Below are 21,908 nucleotides of genomic sequence, written 5' to 3'. Positions count from 1 at the left end.
GGGCTCCCTCCGCCTCCGCGGCGGAGGCGGAGGCCGGCTCAGCCCGTGCGCGCGTTCACGAGCACAGGCACGGGTCGGTGCCCATCCCCAGGCCGATGATGTCGCCGTCCCGCAGCGCCCCGGAGAAGGCCTGCACCTCGTCCACGTCACCGTGCAGGTACTCGCCCCAGCCGTCGGCGGTGAGCCCGCGCCCCACCTGGAGCGGGCCGCCGCTGTGCCAGCCGTTCGCGAAGCCGGCGGTCCCCGCCTCGCCCGTCATGCCGTCCAGGTAGAGCCGGATGGTGTCGGCGGCGTCGTCGTACACCACCGCGAGGCGGTGCCCCTGGCCCTCTCCGCCGTCGGCCATCGCGAGCTGGGAGACGACGGTCTCGGCCGCCCCCGTCTCGTCCTTGACCGGCATCACCAGCTGCCAGGCGTGCAGGGACGGCTGGTAGCGCACCTTGAAGGCGTCGGTGTGCTCGCCCGCCTGCGAGAGCACGGTCATCGGACGGTCCGGTTCGGAGTCCGCCAGGCGGACCACGGCGGCGACGGTGAAGCTGTCGGCGGTGTCCACGACCGGCTGCCGGGTGGCCGCGTAGGCCGTCCGGCCGTCCAGCTGGAGGTCGCCTTCGCCCTGGAGGGCGTAGGGGACGACGGGGCAGTCCGGGTCGAGCTCGGGCAGGCAGGAACCGTCGGGCCCGCGGTGGATCACCGCTCCCCCGCCGAGCGTCAACGGCTGTCCGCCGTTCTGCTCGGGGCTGGCGGTGCCGTCCGACGCGGTCTCCAGCGACCAGTGACCGAGCGGCGTCGGCTTGCGGTAGCCGAGTCGGCCGGCCTCGTCGGGCACCACGACCCGGTCGTAGGCGCGGACGTCGCCGATGTCGCCCTTCCAGGGCCGAACGCCGTGGGCCTGGCCGATCCGGAAGGCGCCGGAGGCCGGAGCGGGCGCGGCCTTCACCCGCGTACCGGTCTCCCGGCCGTTGACGTAGAGCTGCGCATGGCCGGTCTCGGCGTCGTACAGGCCCAGGACGTGGGCCCATTCGCCGGTCTCCGGTACGCCGCCGGAGACCTCCTGGCCCCCGACGGTAAAGGACCAGACGGGACCTGTCTCCCGGCTGCGCAGGGCGAGCGCCACGCCCACCGAGCCGTCCGTGTCCTGGCCCAGGACCGCCATGTCCCGGTCCGTGCGCCCGGGCCTCACCCAGGCGCCGAACGCGAAGGTCTTCGTCGTGTCGGTCGCCGGGGCGCCGGGGGTGAGGAACGCCTGGTGGCCGCCGTCGAGGTGGGCCGTCGCGGTGAGGCCGGTACCGGCCGGCGCGTCCCCGCCGAACGTGACCCCGGAGCCCGCGCGCGCGTCGGTCCCGGACTCGGCGGCGGCGCTCGTGGAGCCGGCCGCGTCGCCGAGTTCCCAGTGCGCCACGGGGGCGCGGCCCGACTTGACGTTGAAGTCGTACGTCGACTGGCCGCTGCTGCGCCCGGCGCGGTCGACGGCACGGACCGTCAGCGTCTCGGGACCGGAGCTGAGCGGGAGGTAGGGAAGGGTCACCGCGCCGCCCGGCTGGTCCGCACGGACGGTTCCGTGCGGGCCGCGGATGAAGTCGTAGACGTACGCGACGACGTCGTCGGAGGGCGAGTCCATGGTGAAGTGGCCGTACACGCCGACTCCGTCCACCCAGAACACGTCCGTGGCCCGCGGGTAGTCGGGCGAGGTGATGGCCGCCTTCTCCGGGTTCACGTCGTCGTACACGAACTCGCAGGCCGTGCCTTCGTCGCCCGCCGAGCTCCAGGGGGACGTGCTCTGACTGTCCTTGGCCCGCACGTGCCAGGACACGACGGTGTCCGGCGGGATGTCGGACGGCAGTCGCAGCGTGAACGGGCTGCCCGAGAGCTTGGCCGTCGTCGTGTAGGTCCGGCGCTGCTCGGCGCCGCCGGCGTCCGTCCACCAGACCTCGAACTCACCGCTGACCTGGCCGCCGTCGGGGTCGTACAGCACGGCGCTCAGTTGCGGGGCAGCCGCGACGTAGGCGCGGGCGTCCTCCCCGGCGGCGCACGCCTTGCCGTCGGTGTGCAGGTCCTTCACGAGGGGTTGTGCGGGCGGCACGTCGGTCGCCGCCCAGGACGTTCCCGGCACCGCCGCCGCCGTAGCGGCGACGAGCGCCCCCACGACGGTCCGTCTCAGGCGGTGCCGTCTCTGTCTGCTGTGTACGGGCACGGTTCGGCTCTCTCCCCTTGAGTCCGATGATCTTTGTCGGGCCGCCGCAGGCTAGCAACGGCGACCGACAACGCCGAAACCGTTTTCCCGCCAGTTTCGGGGCGCCGTACACACACGTGGGGCCCGGCCGTTGCGGCCGGGCCCCGTCCACGGTTCAGGCGTGGCGTGTTCTATGCGTCGGAACGCTCGTCTACCAGCGGTACCAGCGTCCCTTTCGGCCGCCGCTGCCCGCGGGCCGGACCACGAAGCCCAGCAGCCACACGACCAGAACGATCACCGCGATCCACCACAGCGCCTTCAGGGCGAAACCCGCGCCGAAGAGAATCAGGGCCAGCAGAAGAACCAGAAGCAGGGGAACCATATGTATCAACCTCCTGGCCAGCGAATGCCCTTGGTTCACCGCGACAAGCACATGAATTGGCTGGTTTTTTCATGGAGATGAAGGGCATGTGCGCGTGTTGCGGCGATTCCGGGGGCGCTCCGTGGCCGGGCCGCCCCCGGAGGGCTCACGCCGGCTCGGGCTGCGGTTCCGGCTGCTTCGGCACCGGTACCGGAACCGGGTCCCAGAGTCTGGTGGTGCGCACGTAGCCGTGGATGACCGAGGCCATCGCCAGGATGAGAAGCGGTCCGGACACCCAGGGGTACTCGGCCATCTCGACCGGCAGATAGCGGTAGGAGAGCAGGAGCGCGGCGAAGACCGCGGCGCCGTGGAGGACGAGCCGGGTCCCCGTCCGGTCCCAGCCGCGTTCGAGGGAGCGCAGGGCCGCCTCGATGGTGAGCGTGAACACGACGCCCGCGACGAGGTCCGCGCCGTAGTGGTAGCCGAATCCCAGGGTCGCGGTCAGGGTGGCGACCAGCCAGAAGGCGCCCGCGAAGCGCAGCACGCGGGGACCCTTGCGGGAGTGGAGGAAGATGGCGGTGGCCCAGGCGGTGTGCAGGCTGGGCATGCAGTTGCGCGGGGTGATCCCGTCGAACGCCATGTGGTGCGGGCCGGTGACCGGCGTCGGGGTGTCCGGCCACAGGTCGGCCACCGCCCAGTGCCCGCCGTCGGCGCCGTACGCGAAGACCGGCCCGACCACCGGGAAGACCATGTAGACGGCGGGGCCCACGAGGCCGATCACCAGGAAGGTGCGGACCAGGTGGTGGCGCGGGAAGCGGCGCTCGGCCGCCACGTTGCGGAGCTGGTACATCGTGACGACGACGGCGGCGACCGCGAGCTGGGCGTAGACGTAGTCGAGCGCGTGGGCGCCGACCGGTCCCGTGGCCCGGACGAGCCGGCCCACCAGCCAGGACGGGTCGCCCAGCGCGTGGTCGGCGGTGGCGACGTACTGGTCGAGCACGGTCGGGCGGGTCTTGGAGGTGATGACCAGCCAGGTGTCGCCCGTCTTGCGGCCGGCCACGAGCAGCAGGCCCAGTCCGACGCCCTTGAGCAGCAGGGCGCGTTCGGCGCCGGTGCGGCGCGTGACGGCGACGACCGCGCAGCCGAGGAGCACCCACAGCGCGCCGTTTCCGAAGGGGTGCCCCTCGGTGAGGTCGGCGCCCGCCGCCCAGCGCGCCAGCAGGACGACGGCGTCGATGCCGATCGCGGTGCACAGCGCGATGATCCGTTGCCGCCAGGTGAGCACGACCATCATCAGCGCCATGCTGGCGTACAACAGGAAGCCCGACTTGGGCGGGAAGATCACCTCTCGCGCCTGATTGGTGAGGGGTCCCGCCATGCCGTAGTGGCGCGCGGCGATCTCCAGCGCGACCAGGAACCCGAGCGTCACCACACTCGCGGCGACCCACAGGATCGTCCGCGGCTCACGCCACGGTACGGACTTGACTCTGCTGTTTATTCGCGAAAACACCCGCGATGATATAGGTATCAACTTTTTGGCCGATTTGTTGGTTTTCAGTTAATGGAGTAACTGTTCGCACCGAATGGCGTGTTCGTCCGGTGCGGAACGGGCGTCGAGGGCGCTCGCCTTGGGCCGGATCATGCTATCGGAGCGGTGCGGGCGGATTTGAGCGATAAGTGGCCGAACCGGCGCCGGACCCCGGCGCGGACGCGCGGGTCACTCCGTGTGCTGATCTCGGGCCGCGATGCCACGGAGCGTCAACTGCGCCTGCCGGGACGGCCGGTCGGACCAGAGGACGGCGCTACGGATCCCGGCTCCGGCGAGCAGCGGAGGGGCGGAGTCGATACCCTCACGTCAGGCACGTTCCCTGATCCGAAGCCATGCGCCCGGGAGAGGACTCGGTGGCAGCAGACGATGCCGGCGCCCGGCCGGCCGGAGCCCCACAGCTCCCTCAGCTCGCCCGTGTGCGTCGCGAGCCGCGCGACGCACACGTCGCACCCCTGACCGCCGCCGCCCCGTGCGGCCCCGCCACGGCCCGGGGCCCCGCGTCGTCGCCGACCGCCGTGGACCGCCCATGAGTTCTCCGGCCCGGCTTCGCCGGTGGCACAGACTGCGCAGGCGCGACAGGGAGATGCGTCAGCTCGCCGCGACGCTCATCGACCCCATCCGGGAGCGGCTCAGGGCCGGCACCGGCTCTGGGGAGGGCGGCTCCGGTGACGGGGCGATCCTGAACGCCGAGGACCTGTTCGACGCCCTGGTCGAGTCCGCCAGGCAGTGGCGCGGCGACCGCAGGCTGGAGGTGCACCGCGTGCCCATCCCCCGCGAGTTCAAGGCGACCGGGATGTGGCTGGAGCGTACGGACCGGGACGACGTCATCATCGAGCAGGGCGCCGAGATCTGGCACCAGGCGCAGATACTCGGACACGAGTTGTGGCACATGCGGCAGCGGGAGGGCTTCGCCGCAGAGCGGCCGGCCGCCGGGGCCCACGCCCCCGCGGAACCGGGGCACGAGCACGGCGCCCAGCCGGCCGCCGCGCGTTCCCGTTTCGACGACGATCCGGAGAAGGAGGCCGAGCTGTTCGGGATCCGGGTCGGCCAGCAGATGCGGGCGCTGATGGAACGGGACGTGATCACCGGGGAGACCGCCCGCCGTATCGCCGACGCCCTCAACTACCGGGGCAACCGGAAATGAGCGGGGCGATTAATTACATCAGCTGCGGTCTGCTGTGGGTCGGGCTGCTGGCCAAGCTGCCGGATCTGATCCGGCATCGCGGCGAACTCTCCCAGCGCGCCATCAACGGCGTGCTGGCGTTCGCGTCGCTGTGCTTCCTCTTCGGGGCGCCCCCTTCGGTCGGGGTCATCAACCGGGTCAGCGGCGTGCCCAACCTGGCCGCCCCGCTCACCTACGTCTCGATCACCGCGTACAGCGCTTCGCTGCTGATCCTCATCGCCTGCTGGCGCGGCGGCCCGACGGTGCGGCGGACGACCCGGCGCTGGATGTGGGGCTACGCGGCCGTTCTCGCCGGTGTCGCCGCCCTGTTCGCGCTGGGGACGACACCCCGGGAACGGCGCACCGACTTCGACACGTACTACGCGACGACGCCGTGGATCGCGGAGATGGTCGTCCTGTACCTGCTCGCGCACCTGACCGCGGTGACGGTCAGCGCCCTGTGGTCGCTGCGCTGGGGCTTCGAGGCGGAGGTGCGCGAGCGGCCCTGGCTGCGGGCCAGTCTGCTGACGATCGGCACCGGCACGGTCATCACCGCCGGGTACAGCGTCTCCAAGCTCATCGCCGTCGCCGCCCGCTGGTCGGGCCGGGACTGGCCGGTGCTCGCCACGTCGGTGCCGGCCGTCTGCGCCGGTCTGGGGGCGCTGCTGACGGTGGCCGGGGTGCTGCTGCCGATGACCGGCTACCACCTGTCGGCCTGGCGCGACTTCTTCCGGCTGGCCTCCCTGGACGCCGCGCTGGATCCGGTGCTGCGCGACCGTGCCCTGCGGGTGGAGCGGCCGCGCTCCCCCTTCCTGTGGGGCACCTGGCGCCGGAGCACCATCCTCAACGGCCTGCACGCGCTCGAGACGCTCTTCGACACCCGGCTCTTCGACGAGGTACACGAGGCCGAGCTGACCAGGACGGGCGACCGGGAACGGGCCGTCTCCGTGGCGTGGGCGGCCACCATAGCGGCGGCCGCGCAGCGCAGTACGCAGCCCGTACTCGAACACGTCGGCGCGCCCAGCCGGCTCTCGCACCCCCGCGACTCAGAGGCCCTGGTCCTGATCGCCGACGCCCTGAAGCGGTCCGCGCGGCTGACGCGGGCGACCGCCCAGGTCGCCGGAGGCGCAGGACCGGGCCGGCCCCGGGTGTGACGATGCCGACGACCCCACCCATCCCCCCACACAGCAAGAGGACCTGAACGGAGTCCCCCACGATATGAGTCTCGTCGTGTACACGGCGGCTTTCCTTCTGGCCCTGGCCGCCATGCTGCTTCGCCGACCACGCACGACTCCCCGCTCGCCCCTGACCGTCGCCACCCGGGCCACCACGTTCCTCGCCGCCGTCTGCTTCGTCTGGTCGGCGCCGGTGACCCTCGCGGCGGTCAACCACGCCACCGGCATCCCCAATGTCGGCGCCCCGCTCACCTACGGCTCGATCTCCGCCTTCAGCTGCTCCCTGATCATCCTGCTGATCCACTGGAGGGGCGGGGCGCAGGAGCGGATACGGCGCATGGTCCGGATGACCGTCGCGGTGTACGGGACGCTGGTCGTCGCCATCGTCGTGCTGTTCGCCCTCGCGGACGCGCGCACGGAACGGCTCACCGACCTGGACACCTACTACGCCAACACCCCGTACATGAGGGAGATGATCGCCCTCTACCTCGTGGGGCACCTGACGAGCACCATCGTGCTGAGCGCGGTGTGCCTGAAGTGGGCGCGCGACGAGGTCACCGGACTGCTCCGGGTCGGTCTCCGGCTGATCCTCGTGGGCCTCCTCGTCGACAGCCTGGGGTTCACCCTCACCAAGGTCACCGCGGTCGCCGCGCGCTGGCTCGGGTACGACCTGGACGTCCTGTCGACCACCGTGGCGCCCCCCGCCGCCGCGCTCGGCGCCCTGATCTACTCCGCCGGCTTCGTGCTGCCGCGGCTCGCGTCCGCCGCCGCGGCGGAGCGGCAGAGCCTGGCCACCTACCGCGCGCTGAAGCCCCTGTGGCCCGCCGTGAAGGACGTGGCGACGGCGCCGAGGGCGGAACCGACCTGGTGGCAGTTGTGGTGGCAACTGCCCAGCAATCGGCTCTACTTGCTGGAGGCGAACATCCGGGACGCCCTGCTGCAGCTCACGGCGCACTTCGACCAGCGGGTCGGACACAGCGCGTACGCGGCGGCAGTCCGGCGCGGCGAGCGGCAGGACAGGGCGCGGGCCGCGTCGGAGCAGGCGATGATCATGGACGGGTTACGGCGTGCGTCGGGCAAGGGCGCCGGTCCCGCCGATCCACCGGAGAAGTTCCGCATCACCATCGACCTGGTCGAGCTGGCGAGCACCGTGCACCGCCTCCACAAGGCGGCGCCGGAGCGAATAGGGACCCAGTGACGCCGTTCCAAGACCATTACGAGGAGAGCCCGTTGCCGCACAAAGCAGTCGTGATCGGAGCCGGCACGGCCGGACTGGTGGCCGCAGCAGCGCTGTCCCTGGCGGATCCCACGCTGCGGGTCCATGTGCTCGACCGGGACGAACTTCCCCAGGGCCCCGAGGACCGGCGCGGCGTCCCCCAGGGGCGGCACGCCCATCTGCTCATGGCCGGCGGCCTCGCCGCGATGGAGGCGCTGTTCCCCGTGAGCGTGCGCGAGCGCCTGCTGGAGGCCGGGGCCCACGAGATCGCGCTCGGCAACGGGATGCTGGCCCTCACTCCGGACGGCGGCTGGTTCCACCGGTGGAAGCGCGACGGCCCGCACATGATCACCTGCACCCGGGCGCTGACCGACTGGGTCCTGCGGCGGATCCTCCTCGAGACCCGGCCCGACGTGTCCTTCCACCGGGCGTCCGTCGAGGGGTTCCTCGGCGACGTCCGGCGGGTCCGCGGCGTCCGTCTCGGCCCGGAGGCGGACCACGGGCTGGGCCGTGAGCTGGAGGCGGACATCGTCGTCGACGCCAGCGGCCGCGGCTCGGGCAGCCTCGCGTGGCTCGCCGGGATCGGCATCACGGGCGTCGAGGAGAAGAAGATCGACTCCGGTCTCACCAACGCCACCCGGATCTACCGGACCCCGCCGGGCGCCGGATCGTTTCCGCTGACGCTGGTGCAGGCCAACCCCTACGCCGGCCGGCCCGGCCGCAGCGCCATGGTGCTGCCCGTCGAGGGCGACCGGTGGATGGTCAGCGCGGCCGGCACCCGGGGCGGTGAGCCGCCCCGCGACCCCGAGGGCTTCCTCCGTTACGCCCTCACGCTGCCGCACCCCATCGTCGGCCACCTCATCTCCGGCGCCGAGCCCCTCACCGACGTGGCGGTCAGCCGGGGCCACAGCACCGACAACAGCCGCCGGTACTTCGAGAAGGCCGAGCAGTGGCCCGAGCGCCTGGTCGTCCTCGGCGACGCGCTGGCGACCTTCAACCCCGCCTACGGACAGGGCATGTCGGTGGCGGCGCTCGGCGCCCGGGTCCTGGCCGGGGAAGTCCAGCGGCACGGCCTCACCGGCGCCGGTCTGTCCCGGCGCGTCCTGCGCGGGGCCGCCCGCCACGTCGACACGGCCTGGTCGACCGCCGTCGGAGTGGACGTCCTCTATCCGGGCGTCGTCGGCGCGCGGCCGCGGGCCGCCGACCGGGTCGCGGCCTGGTACACGAACCGGCTGACCCGGGCCGCGACCGGGACCTACGAGGCGGCCTCAGCACTGTGGGACGTCACCAGCCTCACCGCGCCCGCCACCCGCGCGCTGCGGCCCAGGGCCCTGCTCGCGGCGCTCACCGGGCCGGCCCTCCCCCGGACGCTGGAACCCCCGCTGCTGCCCTCGGAGCAGCGCGTGCTCGACCGGCTCACAGGGGCCGCGCACCGGCCGACCGCACCGCGGCCCAGTCCCACCCCGTAGCCGGGCGCGCCACGTGCCGGCTGCCGGCGGCTCGCGGTCCCGGAGGTCTCATCGGACGGTGTGCGGGTCGCCGTGGGGCTCCAGCCGCGCGTGCCGGCCGCGGGGGCAGTGCACGAGCCGCTCGTCCAGCCCGAGCCCGCGCACCTCGGCCAGGAAGTCGTCCAGCGGGGAGCGGAAGACCGTGTAGTCGTCGTAGTGCACGGGCAGGACGTGCCGGTAGTCCAGGCGCCGGGCCAGCTCGGCCCCCTGGGCGCCGTCCATGGTGACGACGAACCCGCCGGGGAGCCGGGTGCCGCCCAGGTGGAGCACGGCCAGGTCGGCGGTGGGGAAACGCCGGGCGATCTCCTCCAGGCCGTCGTACAGCAGGGTGTCGCCCGAGATGTACAGCCGCATCCGCACCGGGCCGCCGGCGGGGCCGAATTCCAGCATGCTGCCCATCACGGGCGGCAGCAGACCGCGCAGCACGGGCCGCAGGGCGTGGCGGCCGGGCAGGGACGTCACGCGGACCTGTGCGCCGCCCCGCTCCAGGACGCAGCTCTCCCAGGTGCGCAGGCCGCCCGCCCCGCCGAACCCCTGGAAGGTGCGGAGCCGGCGTGCGGCGTGCGGCGTGGTGACGATGGGCACCGCCCGGTCCAGGTGGTTCCTGGCCCGGCGGTCCCAGTGGTCCCCGTGCAGGTGGGAGAGGACGACGCCGTCCAGGCGGGGCAGGTCCGCCACGTCGAGGGCCGGCTCCGTGAGCCGGCGGCTGACGAGCCCGTACCCGAGATGCGCCCGCTCGCCGCGGTGCAGGAAGTTCGGGTCCGTCAGCAGCGTCAGTCCCCGGTAGCGCAGCACCACCGTCGCGTTGCCGATGAAGTGCAGGTCAACCGCATCGTCCGTGTCACCCATGGCCGTCCTCACCCGACGGGCCGAGCCCGCCTGTCGCGTCCGCACCCCGTTCCACCGGCCCGGGTTCCCACCGGCTCCCCGGTGGACACACGCCTCGGCGACGCGCACGGCCCTACGATCGGCGCATGGCGATCATGTTCGACTGGCGGGGCGACCTGGACGACGACTCCCTCGACGCACTGCACTCCGACGGATTCGGTCACCCGGTGACCCGCACCCGTTGGCGGGCACGACTCGAGCGGCACAGTCTCGGCTGGGTCTGCGCACGGGAGGACGGCGAGCTGGTCGGTTTCGTCAACGTGGTCTGGGACGGAGGGGCCCACGCCTTCCTGCTCGACACCGTGGTGGCCCGGCGCTGCCGGGGCCGGGGCGTCGGCACCGAGCTCGTGGCGGTCGCGGCCCGGGAGGCCCGGGCCGCGAAGTGCGCCTGGCTGCACGTCGACTTCGAGGAGCCGCTGCGCTCGTTCTACTTCGGCGCCTGCGGCTTCAGGGAGACGGCGGCGGGCCTGGTCGCCCTTTAGCGGGGCGGGGGGGGCCGGCGGCCCCGGTTAGGACGGGTCAGCGGGTGGCGTACCACGCCAGGGTGTTCGCCGTGCCGGTGCAGGTGACGATGAAGCAGGCGGTCATGGCGTGGCGCCGGAGCAGGGCTCGGCGCAGTTCGCGGTAGCGGGCCTCGTACTCGCCGCGCAGGCGCTTGGCGCGGTCGGCCGTGACCTGGAGGGCCTTGCGGGTCAGGTCGAGGCGCTGCTCGGTGTAGTGCCGGGTGAGGTCCTCGGCCTGGCCGGTGGTGAGCCAGGGCAGGCGGGCGCAGAGCGCCTCGGCCTCGCGCTGGGCCTGCTCGAGTTCCGCGTGCAGGAGCAGGTAGCCCTCGACCTCGTTGGCGAGCGAGCCGTCCTGGCCGCCCCGTGGGGCGTCAGGACGGTTCGGCGTCGTCACCTCTGGCCGCCCTCTGGCTCGACCGCGTCACGCCGGCCGACGTTGGCCTCGTGTTCGAGCTGGGCCACCTCGGGGTGGTGCAGGTCGAACGCCGGGGACTCGCTGCGGACCCGCGGCAGGGTGGTGAAGTTGTGCCGCGGCGGCGGGCAGGACGTCGCCCACTCCAGCGAGCGGCCGTAGCCCCACGGGTCGTCCACGCCGACCGGCCTGCCGTACCTGGCCGTCTTCCACACGTTGTAGAGGAACGGCAGCATCGACAGGCCCAGCAGGAACGAGCTGATGGACGAGACCGTGTTCAGGGCGGTGAAACCGTCGGCCGCCAGGTAGTCGGCGTACCGGCGCGGCATGCCCTCGGCGCCCAGCCAGTGCTGGACCAGGAACGTGCCGTGGAAGCCGACGAACAGCGTCCAGAAGGTGATCTTGCCGAGGCGCTCGTCCAGCATCTTGCCGGTGAACTTCGGCCACCAGAAGTGGAAGCCCGCGAACATGGCGAAGACGACCGTGCCGAAGACGACGTAGTGGAAGTGAGCCACCACGAAGTACGAGTCGGACACGTGGAAGTCCATCGGCGGTGAGGCCAGGATGACGCCCGTGAGCCCTCCGAAGAGGAAGGTGACGAGGAAGCCCAGCGCCCACAGCATCGGCGTCTCGAAGGACAGCGAGCCCTTCCACATGGTGCCGATCCAGTTGAAGAACTTCACCCCGGTCGGCACGGCGATCAGGAACGTCATGAAGGAGAAGAACGGCAGGAGCACCGCGCCGGTGACGAACATGTGGTGCGCCCACACCGTCACGGACAGGCCGGCGATCGCGATCGTCGCGGCCACCAGGCCCATGTAACCGAAGACCGGCTTGCGGGAGAACACCGGCAGGATCTCGGTGACGATGCCGAAGAACGGCAGGGCGATGATGTACACCTCCGGATGGCCGAAGAACCAGAAGAGGTGTTGCCAGAGGATGGGGCCGCCGTTGGCCGCGTCGTACACATGGGCGCCGAAGATGCGGTCGGCGGCCAGGGCGAACAGCGCGGCCGCCAGGACCGGGAAGGCGAACAGGACCAGCACGGCGGTCAGCAGCACGTTCCAGGTGAAGATCGGCATGCGGAACATGGTCATGCCGGGGGCGCGCATGCAGATGATCGTGGTGATGAAGTTGACCGCGCCGAGGATGGTGCCGAAGCCGGAGAAGGCCAGACCCAGGATCCACATGTCGGCGCCCAGGCCCGGGCTGCGGACGGCGTCCGACAGCGGGCTGTAGGCGAACCAGCCGAAGTCGGCCGCGCCCTGCGGGGTGAGGAAACCGCCCACCGCGATGAGCGAGCCGAACAGGTACAGCCAGTAGGCGAACATGTTCAGCCGCGGGAACGCCACGTCGGGCGCGCCGATCTGCAGCGGCATGATCCAGTTCGTGAAGCCGGCGAACAGCGGGGTGGCGAACATCAGCAGCATCACGGTGCCGTGCATCGTGAAGAGCTGGTTGTACTGCTCGTTGGAGACGATCTGCAGGCCGGGCCGGGCCAGCTCGGCCCGGATGATCAGCGCCATCACCCCGCCGAACAGGAAGAAGAGGAACGACGTCGCCAGGTACAGCGTGCCGATCGTCTTGTGGTCGGTGGTCGTCAGCCATCTGACCACCACGTTGCCGGGCTGCTTGCGCCTGACCGGGAGCTCGTTCTCGTACGAGTCCTCGGCTGCCGCCGCTCCGGGAGGTTCGTTGACGATGCTCACAGGTTGGATGTCTCCCGATGTCGCGGTTCGCGGTCCAGTCGGCCTCCATCCTCGCCGTGACAAACGTGGGAATTCGCCTTGACCGGCCGAATACGGGGCCAATGGAATGACATTCGCCCTCTAAGGGAGTAGGTCCCCCGTACGCGTGTTGCCGCGGGTACGCGACGGCCGCCCGGCGCCCTGGGCATCGGACCAGGTCACCGGGGCCCTGCTGATAGCCTTCGGCGACCGTGACCGAGCAGGACAGGTCAGCGCACCCGGACCCTGGAAGAGATGTTGACCTCGCGCACCGCAGTCGTCCGGCGCCCCGGCCGCCGTTTCCACCGGACGCCGCATGTCCGCTGACCTGCGCCCGGCCGGGCGCCCGGGCCGCCTCCGCGGCAAACTGAGCCGGCCCGCCCGGGACTGGTGGCCGGCCCTGCGCCGGACACCGGTGACGATGTGGAACGACGACCTCACCGACTACGCCGCCGCGCTGACCTACTACTCCATCCTGGCGGTCCTTCCCTCCCTGCTCGTCACCGTGCTCGCCTTCGGCCTGGTCAGCCCCAGCACCGCCGCCGAGTTCATCGCCCATGTCACGCACTACGCGCCCGGCCAGTCGGGCGCCGAGCTCCACGGCGTGCTCGCCGGTGTGCTCAGGCGGCACTCCACGACCTGGACGCTGATGGCGGCCGGCGCCGTCAGCGCGCTGTGGTCGGCCTGCAGTTACCTCGCCGTCTTCCGCCGCGCCCTGCACGGCATGTACCGCATCCCCGACCGCCGCTCCCCCTGGCGCAAGGCGCACCGCATCGTGGCGACCGCCCTGGTGCTGCTGGCCCTCCTCGTCGTCAGCGCCCTGGTGCTGATGCTGTCCGGACCCGTCGCCGAACTCCTCGGCCGCCTGCTGCGCCTGGACGGCACCACGCAGCTCATCTGGGGCATCACCCGCTGGCCGCTGCTGCTGTGCCTGGTGGCGGTGCTGGTCGTGGTGGTCTTCCACACCGGGCCCGCGCCGGCCCGCCGGAGCCGTCACAGCCTGCCCGGCGGGGCCCTGGCCGCCGCGCTGTGGCTGACCGCCTCGGCCGGCTTCGCCCTGTACGCCGACCTGCTGGGCACCTACAGCCGGCTCTACGGGTCCCTGGCCGGCATCGTCGTCTTCCTCATCTGGCTCTGGCTGTCGAACCTCGCGCTGCTCGCCGGCGCGCAGTTCACCGCCGAACTCCACAAGGCGCAGGCCGCCGGCCCGCTCCCGGACGGCGACGCCTCCCCCGCCTGAACGCCGCACCGGTACGGCACGCCCGGCGGGTGACCGGACGGTCCGCGGGGGATCCCGTCGGACCCGGCGTCAGGCGGCGGCGCCGAACCACTCGGACAGCCGGGCGGTCAGATCCCGCTGGTCCTCGCCGGCCCAGGCCACATGGCCGTCGGGCCGCAGCAGCACCGCGGGGGCGTCCAGTTCGTCGCTGACGTCGACGACGTGGTCGACCCGGTCCGCCCACCCGGCGGCCGACAGCCGGCCGGTCTGGTCCAGCAGCAGCCCGCGCCCCGCGTGCGTCAGCTCGTACAGCCGTCCCCGCTTCAGCCGCACGTCGCGCAGCCGCCGGCCGAGCAGCCGGTGTCCGTCACCGAAGTCGTAGCGGATCCCGACAGCGGTGATCTTCTCGATCAGGCGCCGGTTCACCTCCTCGATGTCCATCAGCTCCCCCATCAGCCGGCGCACCGCCCGGGCGCCCGGCTCGGTGGACATCAGCTCCATCTGCGCGCGGGTGTTGTCCAGCACTTCGGCGGCCACCGGGTGCCGCTCGTCGTGGTAGCTGTCCAGCAGCCCGTCGGGCGCCCAGCCGTTCACCTCGGCGGCGAGCTTCCAGCCGAGGTTGAAGGCGTCCTGGAGGCCGAGGTTGAGGCCCTGTCCGCCGGTCGGCGGATGGATGTGCGCGGCGTCGCCCGCCAGCAGCACCCGGCCGGTGCGGTAGCGCTCGGCGAGCCGGGTGGCGTCGCCGAAGCGGGAGAGCCGGCGCGGTGAGTGCACGCCGAAGTCGGTGCCGGCGAACGCCCGCAACTGCCGCCGGAAGTCGTCGAGGGTCGGCGGGACCGAGCGGTCCTCGGCCACCCCGTCGGCGGGTACGACGACGCGGTACGCACCGTCCCCGAGGGGCATCGCACCGAAGCGTGTCTGTGTTCTGCGGACCTCGGCCACCACTGCGGCCAGCGTCTCGGGAGGCACCGCGACCTCCATCTCGCCCAGCAGGGTCTCCGTCCTCGCCGGTTCGCCGGGGAAGCCGACGCCGAGCAGCCTGCGCACCGTGCTGCGGCCGCCGTCGCAGCCGACCAGGTAGCGCGAGCGCAGCCGGGTGCCGTCGGCCAGTTCGGCGGTCACGCCCTCGTCGTCCTGGGCCAGTCCGACCAGTTCGCGGCCGCGCCGGATCTCGGCGCCCGCGTCGACGGCGTGCGCGGTCAGCAGGCGCTCGGTGACGGTCTGCGGGATGCCGAGGACGTAGGAGTGGGCGGTGTCCAGCCGCTCGGGCCAGGAGGCGCCCAGACCTGCGAAGAAGCCGCCGGTCGCGAACTTCCGGCCGTGTTCGAGGAATCGCTCCAGCAGGCCGCGCTGGTCCAGCACCTCGATGCTGCGCACGTGCAGACCGAGCGCGCGGACGAACGCGGCCGGCTCCGGATCCTTCTCCAGCACGACCACCCGCACCCCGTGCAGCCGTAGTTCGGCGGCGAGCATCAGCCCGGTCGGGCCGCCGCCCGCGATGATCACGTCGGTCATCAAGTCCCCCATATTCGTGCGGCTTCTGCCTTCGGCCCGGAATTCTGCGGCAGGACGGGGGTCTTGCCGCAAGGCCCCCGGTGCGCTATACGTTGAGAGTGGCAAGGAGCGCTGTGACCTCCTTGCCTTTCGTTTTGCCGTCCGCCGCGGGACCGAAGTCCCTCGCGCGACGCGGGACTCGGGGCCGGAATCCGGCCTTCGCCAAACCCTTGACGCGTACACGTACAGCACAAAGAATGGGCGCGCTGTGCGATTTGACAACGTTGTCTAGCCCCGGGAGGCGTACGCGCCCATGAGTGGGACTCATCCGCGCACGAGTTGGAGCCGACGCCTACGCGGCGCGGGCACGGTGGTCGCGGCGGCCACGCTGATCGGCGCCGCCCTCGCCGCGCCCACGGCCCAGGCGGCCGCCGCACCGGACGGCCGGCTGACCGACCTGGTCAACCCGTTCATCGGCACCCAGAACGAGGGCAACACCTATCCGGGCGCCGCCGTGCCCTTCGGGATGGTGCAACTGTCCCCGGACACCGGGCACAACACCGGATACGACTACGCCCAGAACCACATCCGGGGCTTCTCCCTCGTCCATCTCTCCGGCGTCGGCTGCGGACTGGGCGGCGACCTGCCCGTCCTGCCCACCACCGGCGACGTGACGTCCACCGACTACGCCAAGTACCAGGCGGAGTTCAGCCACGACGCGGAGCAGGCGAGCCCCGGCTACTACAAGGTCGGTCTGAAGACCGGCATCGAGGCCGAGCTGACGGCGACCGCGCGCACCGGTGTGCAGCGCTACACCTTCCCGGCCACCGACAAGGCCAACGTGCTGCTCAACGCCGGCCAGTCGCTGCACCGGACGCTCTCCACCAAGGTCGAGGTCCTCGACGACCACACGGTGCGCACCGCGATCACCGGCAGCGGGTTCTGCCAGGACACCAAGCCGTACACGGTGTACACCGTCACCCGGTTCGACCGCCCGTTCACCGCGTTCGGCACCTGGGACGGCTCCACGGTCAGCGACGGCTCGAAGAGCGGCCGGGACGGCGCGTACGTCCGGTTCGACACGAGCAAGGACCGGACGGTCGAGGCGACGACCGCCCTGTCGTACGTGGACGCGCACGGCGCCGCGCTCAACCTCCGCGCCGAGGGCGGGCGTTCGTTCCAGCAGGTACGGGCCGCGGCCCGGCGCGCCTGGGAGGACCGGCTCGACGACGTACGGGTGCGGGGCGGGAGCGAGACCCTGCGGCGCACGTTCTACTCGTCGCTGTACCGGTCCTTCCTCGCCCCCAACATCGGCAGCGACACCGACGGCCGGTACACCGGGTGGGACCAGAAGGTCCACCGCGCCCGGGGCTTCACGTACTACCAGAACTGGTCCCTGTGGGACACCTACCGCACCCAGACCCAGCTGCTGTCCCTGCTCGCGCCGCGCGAGGCGCGGGACATGGCAATATCGGTGATCCGGATCGACGAGGAGAGCGGCTGGCTGCCCAAGTGGGGCTACGGCACGGTCGAGACGAACATCATGACCGGTGACCCGGTCACCCCGTTCCTCACCAACGCCTACCAGCAGGGGCTGCTCAAGGGGTACGAGGACCGGGCCTACCGCGCCCTCAGGAAGAACGCCGACGGGGTGCCGCCCGACGACTCGCCGGCGGTGGGCCGCGAGGCCGACAAGGAGTACGTCGCGGACGGGTTCGCGCCCTACGTCAAGGGCCGGCCGCACGCGAAGCCGGGCGACTCGGACTTCGACCACGGCGCCTCGGCGACCCTGGAGTACGCCCTGTCCGACGCGATGCTCGCCGAGATGGCCCGCGACCTCGGCCATGACGCGGACGCCGCGCGCTACGCGGCCCGGGCCCAGAACTACCGCCGGATCTTCGACCCCTCGACCGGCTTCTTCCGGGCCCGCGACGCCTCCGGCGCCTTCACCGGTCCGGCCGACCCGGCGCAGAGCGAGGGGTTCCACGAGGGCACGTCCTGGCAGTACCAGTGGCTGGTGCCGCAGGACCTGCCGGGCATGGTCGGCCTGATCGGCGGCAAGCAGGCGGCCAACGAGCGGCTGGACTCCTTCTTCGCCTACGACAAGCTAGTGAAGGACCCCGCGAAGACCGCCCGCGAGGTATGGGTGAACGGCCCGTACGACTACTACAACGCGGACAAGTACAACCCGCAGAACGAGCCCGACCTCATCGCCCCGTACACCTATCTCTCGACCGGCCAGCCGTGGAAGACCACCGACGTGGTGCACGCCGCGCTGACCCTCTTCACGGACACCCCGACCGGCATGACCGGCAACGACGACCTCGGCACCATGTCCGCCTGGAACGTGCTGTCGTCGATCGGCGTCTTCCCGGTCCAGCCCGGCTACGACACCTGGGGCCTGTCCACGCCGGTCTTCGAGCGGGTCGACCTCACGCTGGATCGCCGCTACTACCCGCGCGGTGCGCTCACCGTGACCGCGCCCGGTACCTCCGACGGCAACCGCTACGTCCAGGCGGCGCGCGTCGACGGCGCCCCGTACGGCCGCACCTATGTGACGACCAGCGACCTGCGCGGTATGCGGTCGCTGGCGTTCACGGTCGGCGCCGAGCCGTCCGGGTGGGGCACGGGTGCCCAGGACGGGCCGCCCGCGCTCAACTGACCCTGGTGGAACGGGACGGGCCGTGGCCGCGATCGCAGAGTCGTGGCCACGGCCCGCTCTCACATGTTGATCATGTGGCCGGCCAGGCCGTGCACGGCCTCCTTGACGGCCTCGCCCAGGGTCGGGTGCGCGTGCACGTTGCGCGCCACCTCATGGACCGTCAGATCCCACTGCTGGGCCAGGGTCAGCTCGGGCAGCAGCTCGGTGACGTCCGGGCCGATCAGGTGGCCGCCGAGCAGCTCGCCGTACTTGGCGTCGCTGATCAGCTTCACGAAGCCCGTGGCGTCGCCGAGGCCGTGCGACTTGCCGTTCGCGGTGAAGGGGAACTTGGCGACCTTGACGTCGTGCCCTAGCTCGCGGGCCTGGGCCTCGGTGTAGCCGAAGCTGGCGACCTGGGGCTGGCAGTAGGTCGCGCGCGGGATCATCGCGTAGTCGAGCTCCATGGTCTCCGCGTCGGCGAGGGTCTCCGCGGCGACGATGCCCATCGCCTCGGCGGCGTGCGCGAGCATCAGCTTGGCGGTGACGTCGCCGATGGCGAAGATGTGCGGGACGGAGGTGCGGCAGCGGCCGTCGACGTCGATCGCGCCGCGCTCGGTGACCCGTACGCCCACCTTGTCCAGGCCGTAACCCTCGATGTTCGGGGCGAAGCCGATCGCCTGCATGACCTTGTCGGCCTCCAGGACCTGCTGCGATCCGTCCTTGGCGGTGACGGTGACCCGCACCTGCGGGCCGGACTCGTCGATGGCGTCGACCCGGGTGGAGGTCAGCACGTCGATGCCGAGCCTGCGGTACTGGCGGGCGAGCTCGGCGGACACCTCGGCGTCCTCGAGCGGGGTCACGCGGTCCAGGAACTCGACGATGGTGACCTTGACGCCGTAGTTGTGCAGGACGTACGCGAACTCCACGCCGATCGCGCCCGCGCCCGCGATCACGATCGACTGCGGCAGTTCCTCGGCGAGGATCTGCTCCTCGTAGGTCACCACCCGGGAGGTGCGGCGGGTGCCGGGGAGCAGCTTGGGGGTGGCGCCGGTGGCGATGACGCAGTGGTCGAAGCCGATGGTGCGCGTCGATCCGTCGTACCCCGCCACCTCGAGCGTGTGCGGGTCGAGGAAGGTGCCGCGGCCGTCGAACTCCGTGATGCCGTTCTTCTTCATCAGGTAGTGGACGCCCTTGACACGGCCGTCGGCGACCTTGCGGCTGCGGCGGAAGGCCTCGCCGAAGTCGAAGGACACCTTCCCGTCGACCTTGATGCCGAAGGTCTTCGCCTCGCGGGTGAAGATGTGCGCCAGCTCGGCGTTGCGCAGCAGCGCCTTGCTCGGGATGCACCCCACGTTCAGGCAGACACCGCCCCAGTACTTCTCCTCGACGACGGCGACGCGCTTGCCCAACTGGGCGGCGCGGACGGCGGCGACATAGCCGCCGGGTCCGGCTCCGAGGACCACGACGTCGAAGCGTTCGTCCAGCTCGGGCATGGGGGTTTCCCTTCCTGTGGGACGGTTCCGGTGGCCGGATGTGGGTGCCCGGCCTCGATTGGATCATCCACGGGTCCGGCAGGCTCACGCAACCGCTTGGCCGACGCGCCCGCCGCCGGCGGCCCGGCCGCCCGCATCGCGCGGCGGAAGCGGTCAGTTGAGCCGACGTGGACCCGCGGCGCGGGGGGCCCGGTCGCCGGTCCGCGCGGCGGTCGTCGTCGCGGGCCCGGGTGCCGGGCCGGAGCGCGGGACGCGGGCCAGGTCGGTCATCAGCGCGCTCAGCCAGGCGACGGTCGCGTAGTACCGCCGGGGCGCGCCGGGCGGCTCCGCGGCGAATCCCGGGAGGTCGGGGTCGAGGCGGGGCACCGGTGCGGCCGGGGTGTCGCTCCCGGGGTCGAGCGCCGCCGAGACGAGCAGCATCCGCCCGGCCACCCGGTCCCCGAGCCCCGCGGCCGACTCGGCGGCGGCCGGGCCCAGCGGGGCGGGCGGCGGTTCCAGCAGCCGTTCCGATCCCCACAGGGTGTGATGCCCGGCGATCAGTGCGGCCTGCCAGTCCACCGTGGGCAGCGCCACGCCCCTCCCCCGGCCGCCGAAGAGCGTCGGCTCGCTCTGGAACTGGGCGTACGCGGACTCCGCGAGGATGACCGCCTGGTGCAGCGAGCGGTGGCCGGAAACCGCGAACGGCGCGGCCGCCACCGGGCCGCCGGCCGCCATGTCGGCGCTGGTGGCCACCACGATCTCGGCCGCCCGGCGCAGGAGTTCCGCCGCCGCGTGGCGCAGCTCGTCGTGGGCGCCGCGGGGCCAGGCGAGCAGGCCGAACACCGCGCCGATCACGCTGCCGACGAGCACGTCCAGCAGACGGACCTCGGCCAGCTGCCAGGTCGACGGCGCGAGCTGGGCGAACACCAGGGCGACGAGCACCGTGAACAGGCCCTGTGCCCAGCCGACGCCCTTGACCGGGCCCACGGTGAAGGCGAACAGCATCCACAGCGGCAGCACGGCCGCGTAGACCTCGTCGTGGGTGCCCACCAGCGTCAGCAGTCCGGCGGTCAGCAGCGCCCCGGCCAGCGTCCCGCCGAGCGCACGGCGGATCGTGCTCCAGGTCTCGTCCATGGTGGTCCGGGTGAGGGTGAGCGTGGCCAGCATCGCCCAGAATCCGTGGGGCAGCGTGTCCACGCCCGCGACGAGCCGGGCGGCGGTCAGGGCCAGGGCGATGCGCACCGCGTTCTGGAAGAACACCGACCGGCGCCCGGCGTGGCCGCGCGCCCGGTGCCACCACAGCGTCGGGGCCCGGCTCGTGGCGTACCAGAAGGGGCCCGGCTGCACCGGCAGCGACGCCCGCCGGCCCCGTACCGCGAGGTCGGCCGCCGTGGCCATGGCCAGCGCGGCGTCGGCGATCTCCAGTACGGCGGCGTGCCGGCGCAGCACGGCGGGCGGCAGGACCGGCGGGCCCGTGCCGTCGGCGGCGGCCCCGGCCGGCACGTGGCCGGCGGAGGCGGCCGCCAGGTGTGCGCGCGCCTCGGCCAGTTCCGCGTACGCGGCCAGCGGCGCCGGACCCGATCCGAGGCCGCTCGCGGTCCCGGTGGACAGTCCGGCCACCGCGCGCAGGACGGCGGTCACGCGGGGGCCCTGACCGCCGCCGGGCGGGGTGGTCAGCCGTGCCAGCCGGCTGAGCAGGGTGCGGGTGGCCAGACCGGTGTGGGCGAGGGCGCGGTCACGCAGCCCCGGTCCGGCGGGACGTTCCGCCTCCGGCACGGTCAGCGGCCGCAGCGCCGCGCCGTCCTCCCGGGCGGCTTCGCTGTCGGCGCCGGTCAGGGCATACGGGGGCACGGCCAGGAGGGTCGCGCAGTGGGCCGCGGTCCGTGCGGCCTGGGCGGCCCGATCCCGGTACGACGGCGGCGGGGGCTCGGGAAGGATCAGCGCCTCGGCGGCGATGAGCAGGACCAGCCCCGTCGTCGTGCCGATCAGGCGTTCGCCGAGCGAGCCGGGGTCGTACGGCGGGAAGGACGGCAGGATGTAGAGCAGTTGCAGGCCGGGAGCCGCGCCGGCCGGGCGCGGCCCGCCCACGGCCGTGAAGGCCAGGGCGAAGCCCACGATCAGCATGCCCGCGACGGCGCTCCAGGTCCGCACCGACAGACAGGTGCCGACCACCACCAGCAGCCAGCACACCGGCAGCGCGCGCAGTCCCGTCGCGGCGCGCTGCCGTCCGGTGCCGGGGATCCTGGACAGTCCGCCCAGCGCCACGGCGGAGAACAGGGCGTACGTCGCCGCGACGGGGAGGCCCAGGCCGTAGCGGAAGAGGAAGAACCCGGTCGCGGCGACCAGCGTCACGCGTACCGCTCGGCGGCCCGAGGCGGCGTAGGCCGCGGGGATCCGGCCTGCTGGGGCAG

The 21,908-nt window shown here is 72.4% G+C and carries 16 protein-coding genes; 7 read left to right on the top strand and 9 right to left on the bottom strand.

The genetic code is table 11. The features are described 5' to 3' along the window. Positions 1 to 55 precede the first annotated feature (55 nt). From ACFYU0_RS04260 to ACFYU0_RS04250, 3 genes are all read right to left on the bottom strand, one after another. Positions 56 to 2,143 (bottom strand): LamG-like jellyroll fold domain-containing protein, encoded by a 2,088-nt coding sequence (locus ACFYU0_RS04260; protein ID WP_389297648.1) that lies wholly within the window; start codon positions 2,141 to 2,143, stop codon positions 56 to 58. Between the two features lie 238 nt (positions 2,144 to 2,381). After that, entirely contained in the window at positions 2,382 to 2,552 is a 171-nt protein-coding gene (locus ACFYU0_RS04255; protein WP_199209256.1) for a hydrophobic protein, read from the bottom strand. A 145-nt stretch (positions 2,553 to 2,697) separates the two neighbouring features. Further along, positions 2,698 to 3,984, bottom strand: a complete 1,287-nt coding sequence (locus ACFYU0_RS04250) for a phosphatase PAP2 family protein (protein WP_389297979.1) — start codon at positions 3,982 to 3,984, stop codon at positions 2,698 to 2,700. Positions 3,985 to 4,663: 679 nt separating this feature from the next. Between ACFYU0_RS04250 and ACFYU0_RS04245 the strand changes: the two genes are divergently transcribed. From ACFYU0_RS04245 to ACFYU0_RS04230, 4 genes are all read left to right on the top strand, one after another. Further along, positions 4,664 to 5,224: a hypothetical protein gene (locus ACFYU0_RS04245; protein WP_389297647.1), complete on the top strand. Its 561-nt coding sequence runs from the start codon at positions 4,664 to 4,666 to the stop codon at positions 5,222 to 5,224. After that, positions 5,221 to 6,396, top strand: a complete 1,176-nt coding sequence (locus tag ACFYU0_RS04240) for a hypothetical protein (RefSeq protein ID WP_389297646.1) — start codon at positions 5,221 to 5,223, stop codon at positions 6,394 to 6,396. Before ACFYU0_RS04245 ends, ACFYU0_RS04240 begins: the two co-directional genes overlap by 4 nt. 64 nt (positions 6,397 to 6,460) lie before the next feature. Beyond that, positions 6,461 to 7,615 carry an MAB_1171c family putative transporter gene (locus ACFYU0_RS04235; protein ID WP_351663237.1) on the top strand — a complete coding sequence of 385 codons (1,155 nt, stop codon included), beginning with the start codon at positions 6,461 to 6,463 and terminating at the stop codon, positions 7,613 to 7,615. A gap of 32 nt (positions 7,616 to 7,647) precedes the next feature. Continuing rightward, entirely contained in the window at positions 7,648 to 9,102 is a 1,455-nt protein-coding gene (locus ACFYU0_RS04230; RefSeq protein WP_389297645.1) for an NAD(P)/FAD-dependent oxidoreductase, read from the top strand. A gap of 48 nt (positions 9,103 to 9,150) precedes the next feature. Here the strand turns inward: ACFYU0_RS04230 and ACFYU0_RS04225 are convergent, their stop codons facing one another. Continuing rightward, on the bottom strand, positions 9,151 to 9,990 hold the full coding sequence (locus ACFYU0_RS04225; protein WP_389297643.1) for an MBL fold metallo-hydrolase: 840 nt from the start codon (positions 9,988 to 9,990) through the stop codon (positions 9,151 to 9,153). Positions 9,991 to 10,115: 125 nt separating this feature from the next. Between ACFYU0_RS04225 and ACFYU0_RS04220 the strand changes: the two genes are divergently transcribed. Continuing rightward, entirely contained in the window at positions 10,116 to 10,511 is a 396-nt protein-coding gene (locus ACFYU0_RS04220; protein WP_389297641.1) for a GNAT family N-acetyltransferase, read from the top strand. A gap of 37 nt (positions 10,512 to 10,548) precedes the next feature. Here the strand turns inward: ACFYU0_RS04220 and ACFYU0_RS04215 are convergent, their stop codons facing one another. Both ACFYU0_RS04215 and ctaD read right to left on the bottom strand, forming a co-directional pair. Further along, a complete protein-coding gene (locus tag ACFYU0_RS04215; RefSeq protein ID WP_389297639.1) occupies positions 10,549 to 10,926 on the bottom strand; it encodes a hypothetical protein in 378 nt (125 codons plus the stop codon). Beyond that, the gene (gene ctaD / locus ACFYU0_RS04210; RefSeq protein ID WP_389297637.1) at positions 10,923 to 12,653 is read right to left on the bottom strand and encodes a cytochrome c oxidase subunit I; all 1,731 of its coding nucleotides are present in this window, start codon (positions 12,651 to 12,653) and stop codon (positions 10,923 to 10,925) included. Before ctaD ends, ACFYU0_RS04215 begins: the two co-directional genes overlap by 4 nt. 334 nt (positions 12,654 to 12,987) lie before the next feature. On the opposite strand from ctaD, the gene ACFYU0_RS04205 reads away from it, so the two are divergent. Beyond that, complete coding sequence (locus tag ACFYU0_RS04205; protein ID WP_389297635.1) at positions 12,988 to 13,911, top strand: YihY/virulence factor BrkB family protein; 924 nt, start codon at positions 12,988 to 12,990, stop codon at positions 13,909 to 13,911. A gap of 69 nt (positions 13,912 to 13,980) precedes the next feature. Here the strand turns inward: ACFYU0_RS04205 and rox are convergent, their stop codons facing one another. Then, positions 13,981 to 15,405: a rifampin monooxygenase gene (rox, locus tag ACFYU0_RS04200; RefSeq protein WP_389297634.1), complete on the bottom strand. Its 1,425-nt coding sequence runs from the start codon at positions 15,403 to 15,405 to the stop codon at positions 13,981 to 13,983. Between the two features lie 292 nt (positions 15,406 to 15,697). Here rox and ACFYU0_RS04195 point away from each other — a divergent pair, with 292 nt between their 5' ends. Next, on the top strand, positions 15,698 to 18,046 hold the full coding sequence (locus ACFYU0_RS04195) for a GH92 family glycosyl hydrolase (RefSeq protein WP_389297632.1): 2,349 nt from the start codon (positions 15,698 to 15,700) through the stop codon (positions 18,044 to 18,046). A gap of 59 nt (positions 18,047 to 18,105) precedes the next feature. Here the strand turns inward: ACFYU0_RS04195 and lpdA are convergent, their stop codons facing one another. Both lpdA and ACFYU0_RS04185 read right to left on the bottom strand, forming a co-directional pair. Continuing rightward, positions 18,106 to 19,518 carry a dihydrolipoyl dehydrogenase gene (gene lpdA / locus ACFYU0_RS04190; RefSeq protein ID WP_351663214.1) on the bottom strand — a complete coding sequence of 471 codons (1,413 nt, stop codon included), beginning with the start codon at positions 19,516 to 19,518 and terminating at the stop codon, positions 18,106 to 18,108. A 153-nt stretch (positions 19,519 to 19,671) separates the two neighbouring features. Beyond that, positions 19,672 to 21,849: an FUSC family protein gene (locus ACFYU0_RS04185; protein WP_389297631.1), complete on the bottom strand. Its 2,178-nt coding sequence runs from the start codon at positions 21,847 to 21,849 to the stop codon at positions 19,672 to 19,674. Positions 21,850 to 21,908: the final 59 nt, after the last annotated feature.

Origin of the sequence: Streptomyces sp. NPDC003720, assembly GCF_042875075.1 — a bacterium.
Classification (GTDB): domain Bacteria; phylum Actinomycetota; class Actinomycetes; order Streptomycetales; family Streptomycetaceae; genus Streptomyces.
The sequence above is the reverse complement of the archived record's forward strand: the minus strand, read 5'-3'. Positions and strand labels throughout refer to the sequence as shown.